Source organism: Spirulina sp. CS-785/01 (assembly GCF_028330525.1).
In the GTDB taxonomy this organism is placed as follows: domain Bacteria; phylum Cyanobacteriota; class Cyanobacteriia; order Cyanobacteriales; family Spirulinaceae; genus JAQMSD01.
Genome location: NZ_JAQMSD010000103.1, coordinates 1 through 9,937 on the forward strand (window position 1 = coordinate 1; position 9,937 = coordinate 9,937).

Below are 9,937 nucleotides of genomic sequence, written 5' to 3' on the forward strand. Positions count from 1 at the left end.
CTCCCTCCCCACCCCCTGTTCTCCTCTCCTCCCAACAGGATCAATATTTTTTGGGAGACTCTGTAGAAATACTGATTGATCCTAGTAAACAAAAAACCTTTGAAGAAATTACCTCTACTGATCTCCCTACTCAATTTCAACCCAACTCTGAAGAAACCGTCAGCTTAGGCTATACTCAAGCGGCGGTTTGGCTAAAACTAAACGTCAAAAATTATGCCCCCAACAAAGACTGGTTATTAGTCATTCAACAAGCCCGTTTAGGCCATGTGGATGCTTACTTCCCCCAACCCAATTCTGAAGAATTTAAAGTTATTAAAACTGGAAGAACCCGGCCTTTTTCGAGTCGAGATATTGGTAATCCTGATTACGTTTTTAATTTAGATACTCTCTCTAAACAACCTCAAACTATTTATTTTCGTATCACCAGTAAAACACCCATTATTGTTCCTATTCAAATTGTAGAAAAGAGTTTATTTTGGCAACTAAATCAAAAGAAATGGTTTATCAGAGGAATTTTTTATGGAACATTAATAATTATGTTGGTTTATAATTTATGGTTATTAATTACCTTAAAGCAAGGAATTTATTTAGATTATTCTCTCTTTCTTTTTGGGATTCTTTTCTTTATTTTATATGCTGATGGTTCAGGGAATTATTTATCCTTGCCTGTATTTTCTAGCGGGTTTGAACTCAGCTTTTTTTCTTTGGTTGGCTTTGTTTTTGGGATTCGTTTGAGCCAGGGTATTTTATTGCTTAAAAAGCATAGCAAGATTTTATATAAACTTCTCAACCTTTTAATGATTGCAGCCACCATAGGAACGGCAATCATCTATATTACTAATGGAACTAATGCTTTTTTCCCGATCATTTCTGCCCTTGCAACCAGTCTCCTAATTATTGCCAGTATTATCACTGGGCTAAAAGGGTATAAACAGGCGCGATATTATATTTTTGCCATCATTTTGTTATCGATAACTACTCTTTTAGGGCGATTAAATCTTTTAAATGTTATCTCTTATTCAAAGAGTATTGATGGTTTAATTTTACCCAGTCTGAGTCTATTTGGCTTATTATCAGCGTTAGCTTTAGCTGATCAAATCAACCTCCTCAAGCAAGAAAACTGGGAGAATCAACAAAAAGCATTAAAAATGGCTCAAATTAACGAACAAATGAGCCGAGAACAAAATATAATTCTCGAAAAAACAGTGCAAGAACGGACTCAAGAACTCGCCCAAGCGAAAGAAAAAGCAGAAGAAGCCAATTATAGCAAAAGTGCCTTTTTAGCGAACATGAGTCACGAACTCCGTTCCCCCCTGAATGCCATTTTAGGGTATGCGGACTTACTCTACCAAAGTCCTAATTTACCACCCGAACATCATAATAGTATTACTACGATTCATCGTAGTGGAAGTCACTTACTGAACGTCATCAATCAAATTCTCGATTTCTCCCGCATCGAAGCGAACCGCTTGCAAGTTAATTTCACTAATTTTGACTTCAAATTCTTTTTAGATGACCTCAAACAAATGTTTTTGCTCAAAGCCCAAGAACAAGGCTTAAATTGGATCATAGACTGTGCTGAAGATGTTCCTTGTTATCTTTATACTGATGATCAAAAACTGCGACAGATTTTAATTAATTTATTAAGTAACGCACTGAAATTCACCCAACAAGGACAAATTACCTTACGAGTTAACCTTTTAGAGCAGACAGACCAACAAATTCGTCTTCTCTTTCAAGTTGAGGATACCGGACTAGGAATTGCCCCCCCAGAATTAGAACAATTATTTACTGCATTTAGACAAACCAAAAGCGGACGAGAGAGACAAGAAGGAACAGGACTGGGTTTAGCCATTAGTCGTGAATTTGTCGAATTAATGGGAGGACAAATGAAAGTAGAGAGTGAACTGGGGGTGGGGAGTACCTTTTCCTTTGATATTATCGCCCAACTTTCCCAAGAGGAATTAATCGAACCCTCCCTAGATGTTAAAAATATTTTGGGATTAGCCCCGGATGAGCCAGAATATCGTATTTTAGTGGTGGATGATAAACCGGAAAATCGAGGTTTGTTGGTACAAATGTTGACGGGAGTTGGCTTTACCGTGACTGAAGCGGAAGATGGACAAGAGGCCATAACCCAATGGCAAACAGGGCAACCCGATCTGATTTTAATGGATTTGCGACTGCCTAAGTTAAGGGGAGAAGCTGCGATCGCAAAAATCCGTCAATTAGAACAGCAAACCCCTCCTAAAACCCCAGTGAAAATAATTGCCGTCTCGGCCACCTTACTCGATCCTGTGGAGCAAGAACAACTGATGACGCAAATTGACGACTTTTTACCCAAACCCATAGTTCCCGAAAAACTGTACACCCGGCTACAAAATCAATTAAATCTTTCCTATCAATACGCCACCTCAACATCAGAAGACAAAGAAAGCGTAATCCCCCTAACGTCAGAAGTATTGCGCGATCTGTCTCCTGAATTACGCCATCAATTATACGAAGCGGTATTAAGTTGCAATATGACAACCATTGATGGAATCATTGAGCAAATTGCTCAAGAGCAGTCTTCTGTCGCGCTTTCCCTCCGCAGTCTCGCGGAGGAGTTCCGCTACGACACAATTTTAAGTCTTTTAGCTGATTCCGGAAAAAGCCCCCATCCCTCTCAAGAAACTGGGTTTCTGCATTCATGGGACGGGAAAACAGTTTAACCCTGAGAAAAACCCGGTTTCTCCCCCCTGACACGGGTAAACTTTCCCCTCCCCAAGAAACCGGAAAACTGTTTCCAGATCACATGGTCATCCCAACATAGCAGTTATATAGCAGTTATAATGCGATCGCAAGTCCAAGCCTCCGAAATCACCAACCTTGGACTTGTAGTTACCCTCGAACCTGGCCATAGTCCATCTGCATTAATAACCTCAAAACCCCCACTCGCCCTATCGTTGTTTTTCTCAACCTACCATGCTCACCCCCCTACAAAACACCCTAACCGCCCTCCTAGCCGCTTTCACCGTAGGACTCACCCCCACCGTCTCCCTCCCCCTCTTAGCCGCAGAAACCCCGCCAGACAGCGACACCACCGAAAGCAGTGAAACTCCAGAAAACCCAGAAGAACCCACCGAGACAGAAGACACCGAACCCAAAAGCATTTACGAAAAAGCCGAAGATGATCTCCCAGAAAACTTATACGTTTTGTATCGCATTGTAGAACGCATCGCCCGGGCCAACGATTTAGATCACCAAACCTGGCGGGTTGTCATTGCCGATGACTCCATGATTAACGCCTACGCCACCGAAGCTAACTTAATTATTGTCCATTTTGGCCTCCTCGACCAAGTAGCCGGAGATGCCTCAGCCTTAGCTTGTGTCGTCAGTCACGAAATGGCCCACCACACCGAACAACATATCGCCATCCAAACCTCGAAAGTGGCAGAATGGCGAGAGGAATTAGGCGATAATGATCCCCAAGTCCAAGAAAGAGTAGCCGAATTAAGCCGCACCCACGAATTAGAGGCCGACGCATTAGGCTATCGTTATGCAGTATCGGCGGGGTTTGAGGCTGAGGGGTGTTTACGGGGGTTAGATGTGTTAGGCCGTTTACCAGGGACAATGCGCGACAGTGAAACCCATCCGGCGGTCCCCCGACGAGTTGAAGCGTTAGAGGAATTAATCCAAGAAATCCCCCCAGAGGAGTTATCAGATCGCGGTAATCTAGGGTTAAATACATCTAACCCCTTAACGTTTCAATGGTTAGAGGAAAAAGACTGGTTACGCATCAACTCCCAACGAGGAGGCAGTTTTGTCGATGATCTCAACCGTTTATTTGGGGAGGAAGATTAGGGGTTGGTTGTTGGTTCTTTGGGAACAGGGAACAGTAAACAGCATCCGAAGGCAGGAGGCAGAGGGCAGACTTCGACTTCGCTCAGACTTCGACTTCGCTCAGTCTGCCAGAAGGAAGGAGGAGGAAGTTAACCTAAAAAGAAGGCAGATGGCAGATGTTGGAGAAAGGGCAAAGTTAACCTAAAAAGAAGGTCAGAAACTAATCACAGCAAGGCTTTTAGCCAACTTTCAGCGATTTTTAGTTTCACCGAGAGTAACCAGTAAACAGTAACCAGTTTTTACTCACCCATCCCCCAAATTATAAACCTCCTCCGCCACTCGTTTTAAGCGGCGGAGTTGTGCTTTCATGTCTTCTTTCGTCCATTGCACCGCCAGCAGATTAAACCCTAAACGAATGGCCGGATTAGGGATGGTAAACGCAAACCGATTGAGTAATAATGTGCCAGTAGGGGTGGGTTGGCATTCCCAGCGATCGCGCCCTTGAAAAAAACCACTAAACTCCCACACCACTAACCCCGGTTCTCGTTCCACCACTACATTCTGTAACGTCGGTTCAAGCACAGGAATTTTCACCACAAAGCGACTCCGACTCCCTAATTCCGTACTCCACTCCCCCACAGGCTCACAGCGTAACGCAGGATTAAGCCAACGGTGCATTAACTCCAATTCTGTGATACATTGCTCTACGGCAGTCGCACTGGCTCGAATCTGGATAGACTGCTCAAATACCTGCTCAGATGTCATAGTCTCAAATTACGCTTCGCCACAAAGTACCTATTGTAGAACGTTTGCATTTTTCCACAAAAAAACCGAATAAAATCCAGAAAAAACAAGTTTTGGCAAGATTATGCGGTATGGTGCATAGTAAAATCCTCTGTTCGTAGCGTGACGTGAACTGAGACTCTATGACGAATTCAAAATCAGGTAATGATAGAAAATCTAGAAACAAGTGGGGTGTTAGCTCAAGCACCCGATATGGAGATGCCGAGCTTGCCTTGGCTTGATCAAATTATTGGTAGTGTTGGGGAGAGTTTAGGAACATCCGTGTTAGACCTCATCCGCGCAATTCTCATTCTTTTGGTCGGTTGGATTATTGCGGGAATTGTCCGCAAAATCATCAACACGCTGCTCAAACAGACGAAAATTGATAATCAAATTGCCAATTGGATTACTGGCCAAGAGGGGGGAGAAGCCTTTCCCATTGAAAAATGGATATCAGAGTTGGCCTATTGGTTGGTCATTCTGATCACTGTAATTGCCTCTTTAGAAGCGTTGTCCTTGGAACAGGTATCACAACCGCTTCTGGCCATGGTGAACAATATCACCGACTTTTTACCCCAAGTTGGCGGTGCGCTGATTCTGTTGGGGTTAGCATGGTTGTTGGCCACCATTGTGAAACTCATTGTCACCCGTGCTTTAACCACTATGCGCGTGGACCAACGCCTCGGTCAACAAGTCGGGACGGAGGGAGAACAGTTTACCCTCAGTGAAACGATCGCCAATACCCTGTACTGGTTCATCTTTTTACTGTTTCTCCCCTCCATTCTCAGTACCCTAGAACTGGAAGGAACTCTCACTCCGGTTCAGGAGTTACTGAATAAGATTCTCGATATCTTACCCAATGTCTTGGCTGCTGTTCTCATTGGTGTGGCCGGATGGCTAGTGGCTCAGGTGGTGCGTCGGGTTGTCACCAATTTATTAATTGCCACGGGAACAGACCGTTTAGGAGCTAGATTTAGTTTATCGGGACAAGGTGAGCAGAAGTCTCTATCTTGGATTCTGGGGACGGTTGTTTATGTGCTGGTTTTAATCCCTGTGGCCATTTCGGCCTTGAACGCGCTGCGCATTGATGCGATCTCTGAACCTGCGATCGCAATGTTAGAGCAGATTCTCAGCATCTTACCGCAAATCTTTACCGCCGGGATTATTCTGGTCGTGGCCTATCTCGGAGGGGCTTATGTGGCAGAATTAGTCACCAGTCTCTTAACTGGAATTGGCTTTAATAACGTTTATAGCTGGTTAGGACTCTCTATCTCCAGCACTTCCACCCCTCCCACAGACACCCAAGGAGAAAGCACAGAAGGCACAGAAAGCAGTTCCAGTCCGAATCGCACTCCGTCAGAAATTGTCGGGATTATTCTTCAGATTGGCATTGTCTTAGTCGCTGCTTTGGCCGCGGTGGATATTCTAAAGATTCCTGCCTTAACTGGGTTTGTCTCCGGAATTATGGTCATTGGCGGACAAGTGTTAGTCGCTTTAATTGTCTTCGGTGTAGGCTTATATTTCGCCAATCTCGCCTTCAACCTCATTAACAGTAGTGGTGGCCGTCAAGCTCGCATTTTAGGGCATACTGCGCGAATTTCCATCATTATTTTAGTGTCTGCTATGGCACTGCAACAAATGGGCATCGCTAGTAATATTGTCAACCTGGCCTTTGGTCTGTTGGTCGGTGCAATTGCGGTTGCGATCGCGTTAGCCTTTGGATTAGGAGGCCGCGACATCGCTGCGGAACAAATCCGCGAATGGCTTAACTCCTTCAAACAAAATAACTAATCCGTTGATCAACCCTCAATCAACCCTTTACAATAAAAGAACAATAAAAGAACATGGCTGAGACCATGTTCTTTCTTTATTAAACTTAACAACTATGAATAGCGCACTATTTTACACTTTTATATCGGCCTTAGTTGCCGGATTCAGTGCTTTTTTGGCAACAGTGCGAATTATTAATGAAGGGAATGAGGCATTGGTGGAAAGACTCGGACAATATCATAAAAAACTCAATCCCGGTTTAAATTTTGTTTTCCCATTTTTAGATAGTATTGTTGTTGAGGAAACCGTCCGAGAAAAAGTGTTAGGAATTGAGCCGCAAAACGCCATTACTAAAGATAATGTGTCTTTACGAGTTGATGCAGTCATCTATTGGCAAATTGTGGATTTAGAAAAAACCTTTTATGTCGTCGAAGATATTCAAGAAGCTATTGATAATCTAGTCGTGACAACGCTCCGTTCAGCCATCGGACAATTAAACTTAGATGAAACCTATTCCTCTAGAGAAAAAGTAAATCAAAAACTTCTTGAACAATTAGACGACGCAACCGCAAATTGGGGAGTAAAAGTAACCCGCATTGAAGTAAGAGAAATTACTCCCGCAAGGACAGTTATGGAGTCTTTGGAAATTGAACGTGCTGCCGAAAGTAAACGACGGGCTGCTTTATTGGAAACAGAAGGCACAGTTAAATCAATTGAAATGCTTTCTGATGCCCTCCGCAAACAACCCAATGCTCAAGAAGTATTAAGTTTTTTAGTGGCACAACGGTACGTTGAAGCCAACGAAAGTTTAGGTCGCAGTTCCAATTCTAAGGTTGTCTTTATGGACCCAAAAGCCTTAAACCAAGCCATGTCCGATTTAATCGGAGGGCGTTACGATCTCCCCGACCCAAAAAGACCAAATCCCCCATCTCCCATAACAGAAGAAAGCAATGAAACTGAATAAAATAATCGTAAGCATTCAGGGATCTGCCTTGACTCCGCGATGCTTAAAACGCTTACTTCGCGCTTTTGAAAGTTTTAAAATAAGCCCTACAGGGTTTACTACGACTGAATAACGCAGACTAAAATGTGTATCAACAAAATATAAAAGCTCAAAGACAAACAACAAAGAACAAATAACCAACAACCAATAAAAATTATGGCTACAATTTCCATTGAATCTCTCTTAAACGAAGCCTTAGCAGGAAAAAGTATCACAGCAGATGCAGGAGTTTTCCTGTTATCTCAACAGCATCCTGACCTTATCGAAGCCATTCGCCAAACGGCAGACCGCTTACGACAACAGCAAGCGGGGGAAACTGTTACTTATGTGGTGAATCGTAATATTAATTTTACGAATATTTGCGAACAGCATTGTAATTTCTGTGCCTTTCGCAGAGATGAGGGCCAAGGGGGGGCTTACTGGTTGGACTGGGGGCAAATTTTAGAAAAAACGGCGGATGCGGTGCAACGGGGGGCAACAGAAATCTGTATGCAGGGAGGACTTAACCCGGAGGCTAAAATTGAGGGAACGGCGTTAAAGTATTATTTACAACTGGTAAGGACAATTAAGGGGGAGTTTCCCAATATTCATCTCCATGCTTTTTCCCCTCAAGAGGTGCAGTTTATTGCCCGTCAGGATGGTATTAGTTATGAGCAGGTAATCGGAGCGTTACGGGATGCGGGTTTGGGGTCTATGCCGGGGACGGCTGCGGAGGTGTTGGATGATAGAGTAAGACAGGTGATTTGTCCGGAAAAGATTAAGACGGGGACTTGGTTAGAGGTTGTGGAAACCGCTTTACGGTTAGGACTGCCCACGACTAGCACTATGTTATGTGGTCACATTGAAACCCCGCAACAGCAGATTGCCCATTTCCAGCAGCTTCGAGAGGTACAAGAAATTGCGATCGCGCGAAACTATCCAGCCCGCATCACCGAGTTTATTTTACTCCCCTTCGTCGGAGAATCCGCCCCTCCCGCTCTCCGTCGTCGCGTGGGACGAGATCAGCCCAGTTTAGAACATACCCTACTCCTCACCGCAGTTGCACGAATTTATCTCGGCCAAGTCATCCCCAACCACCAACCCAGTTGGGTAAAATTAGGCTTAGATGGCGCAACAGAAGCCTTACGCTGGGGATGTAATGATATTGGGGGGACATTAATGGAGGAACACATCACAACCATGGCCGGAGCAAAAGGCGGCACTTGCGTGATGGTAGAGCAGTTACAAGAGGCCGCTAATTCCCTCAGTCGCCCTCACCGAGAGCGCACTACCCTGTATTTTTGATGGGAAGATAGGGGAGAAGAAATTAATTATCCATTACAAAAGGTAGGGGAAAATCCCCTACCTTTTACCAATTACCCAAATTAAATGGAGCCGAGCAGAGTCGAACTGCTGTCCAAACCGGGTATTGACCTTCTGCTCCTTCACAGGCTTAGCCTCGCTTACCCTTGAGGCGGGGACCATCCATTATCCCGGATGACAGGATGCTCGCTTTTAGGTCTTTACTGAATGAGCTAAAGCGAGAAGCTCAGACAGTGCATCCGTTGGGGTTGTCAATACAGCCCTTAACGGAGTCAGACTGTAGAGGCTCGCACCTAAATGTTTAGGCTGTTATTAAGCAGCAACAGGGGCTGCTTTGCGAGCAAAAGGAACGATGTTGTTCGCAGTTACAATTTAGTTTGAACCTTGGATTAACGAGAGATGGCTCACTCTCGGCCTGCATCACAGGGCGGCTTTCACCGATCTGTCGAAACCGTGACGGCCCCGTGCTGTTAGTTATTCTCATTATAGCGAGTCTAGCGGGAAACAACAACCTACTATAAAATTAGGACTTCATCGCCGTGCAATTCAGAAAGCGGATTCATTAAGATATTCTAGGCAAGGAGGTTAAGGGGGATGAGTTTTACCATTGCCGATGAGCAGTTAGACCAGATTTCCCTTTCGGAGCAGGTTCGGGAAAAGGCGTTACCAAAAATAATGGGTCTAAAGCCTCGCCCTTTTAGGGCGACTTGATGGTATAATACTTTTGTGTAGGTTTATCTCACGTAAAATGCTCGTCTTAGAGTTCAAAGCTAAAGGAAAACCAACTCAATACAGTGCCATTGATGAGGCCATCCGAACGGTTCAATTCATCCGCAATAAAGCAATTCGTTTTTGGATGGATAATTTGGGAGTTGGACAAAAAGACTTGTATCGTCTCAGCAAGGTACTTAGAGATGAGTTTCCCTTTGCTAAAGCCTTAAATTCTAGCGCCTGCCAAGCATCTATTGAGAGAGCTTATTCTGCCATTGCCAGATTTTATAATAACTGCAAAAAGGGGATTCCTGGTAAAAAGGGCTACCCTCGATTCCAGAAAAATTGTCGTTCAGTAGAATACAAGAATTCTGGGTGGAAGTTATCAGAGAATCGCAAGCAGATCACGTTTACCGATGGTAAAAAGATAGGGAAGCTCAAACTCAAAGGAACGTGGGATTTAAACTTCTATCAACCCGAACAAATTAAGCGGGTTAGACTTATTCGTCGGGCTGATGGCTACTATGTACAGTTTCTCATTAAAGC

The 9,937-nt window shown here is 44.2% G+C and carries 7 protein-coding genes and 1 other RNA gene; 6 read left to right on the forward strand and 2 right to left on the reverse strand.

What is annotated here, in order from left to right; genetic code table 11:
- Together PN462_RS06130 and PN462_RS06135 are read left to right on the forward strand one after the other, a co-directional pair.
- A partial coding sequence (locus PN462_RS06130; RefSeq protein ID WP_272127137.1) for a hybrid sensor histidine kinase/response regulator occupies nt 1-2,711 on the forward strand: 2,711 nt, incomplete at its 5' end.
- A gap of 253 nt (nt 2,712-2,964) precedes the next feature.
- On the forward strand, nt 2,965-3,843 hold the full coding sequence (locus PN462_RS06135) for a M48 family metallopeptidase (RefSeq protein ID WP_272127138.1): 879 nt from the start codon (nt 2,965-2,967) through the stop codon (nt 3,841-3,843).
- Nucleotides 3,844-4,125: 282 nt separating this feature from the next.
- Here PN462_RS06135 and PN462_RS06140 read toward each other — a convergent pair whose 3' ends face one another.
- Nucleotides 4,126-4,587, reverse strand: a complete 462-nt coding sequence (locus PN462_RS06140; protein ID WP_272127139.1) for an SRPBCC family protein — start codon at nt 4,585-4,587, stop codon at nt 4,126-4,128.
- 183 nt (nt 4,588-4,770) lie between these two features.
- On the opposite strand from PN462_RS06140, the gene PN462_RS06145 reads away from it, so the two are divergent.
- The 3 genes from PN462_RS06145 to cofH all read left to right on the forward strand — a co-directional run bounded on the left by PN462_RS06145 (nt 4,771) and on the right by cofH (nt 8,662).
- The gene (locus PN462_RS06145; protein WP_272127141.1) at nt 4,771-6,396 is read left to right on the forward strand and encodes a mechanosensitive ion channel; all 1,626 of its coding nucleotides are present in this window, start codon (nt 4,771-4,773) and stop codon (nt 6,394-6,396) included.
- A gap of 94 nt (nt 6,397-6,490) precedes the next feature.
- Nucleotides 6,491-7,339 (forward strand): SPFH domain-containing protein, encoded by an 849-nt coding sequence (locus tag PN462_RS06150; RefSeq protein ID WP_272127142.1) that lies wholly within the window; start codon nt 6,491-6,493, stop codon nt 7,337-7,339.
- Between the two features lie 195 nt (nt 7,340-7,534).
- Nucleotides 7,535-8,662 (forward strand): 7,8-didemethyl-8-hydroxy-5-deazariboflavin synthase subunit CofH, encoded by a 1,128-nt coding sequence (gene cofH / locus PN462_RS06155; protein WP_272127143.1) that lies wholly within the window; start codon nt 7,535-7,537, stop codon nt 8,660-8,662.
- An 82-nt stretch (nt 8,663-8,744) separates the two neighbouring features.
- Here the strand turns inward: cofH and ssrA are convergent.
- Nucleotides 8,745-9,144: a transfer-messenger RNA gene (gene ssrA, locus PN462_RS06160) on the reverse strand.
- A gap of 284 nt (nt 9,145-9,428) precedes the next feature.
- Here ssrA and PN462_RS06165 point away from each other — a divergent pair.
- Nucleotides 9,429-9,937: RNA-guided endonuclease InsQ/TnpB family protein (locus tag PN462_RS06165; protein ID WP_443029081.1), on the forward strand; the 509-nt coding region annotated here is incomplete at its 3' end.

Excerpts from the sequence above, each read along its gene's own strand:
- PN462_RS06145 (WP_272127141.1), top strand. The coding sequence starts at position 4,771 with ATGATAGAAAATCTAGAAACAAGTGGGGTGTTAGCTCAAGCACCCGAT.
- PN462_RS06135 (WP_272127138.1), top strand. The coding sequence starts at position 2,965 with ATGCTCACCCCCCTACAAAACACCCTAACCGCCCTCCTAGCCGCTTTC.
- cofH (WP_272127143.1), top strand. The coding sequence starts at position 7,535 with ATGGCTACAATTTCCATTGAATCTCTCTTAAACGAAGCCTTAGCAGGA.
- PN462_RS06150 (WP_272127142.1), top strand. The coding sequence starts at position 6,491 with ATGAATAGCGCACTATTTTACACTTTTATATCGGCCTTAGTTGCCGGA.
- PN462_RS06140 (WP_272127139.1), bottom strand. The coding sequence starts at position 4,587 with ATGACATCTGAGCAGGTATTTGAGCAGTCTATCCAGATTCGAGCCAGT.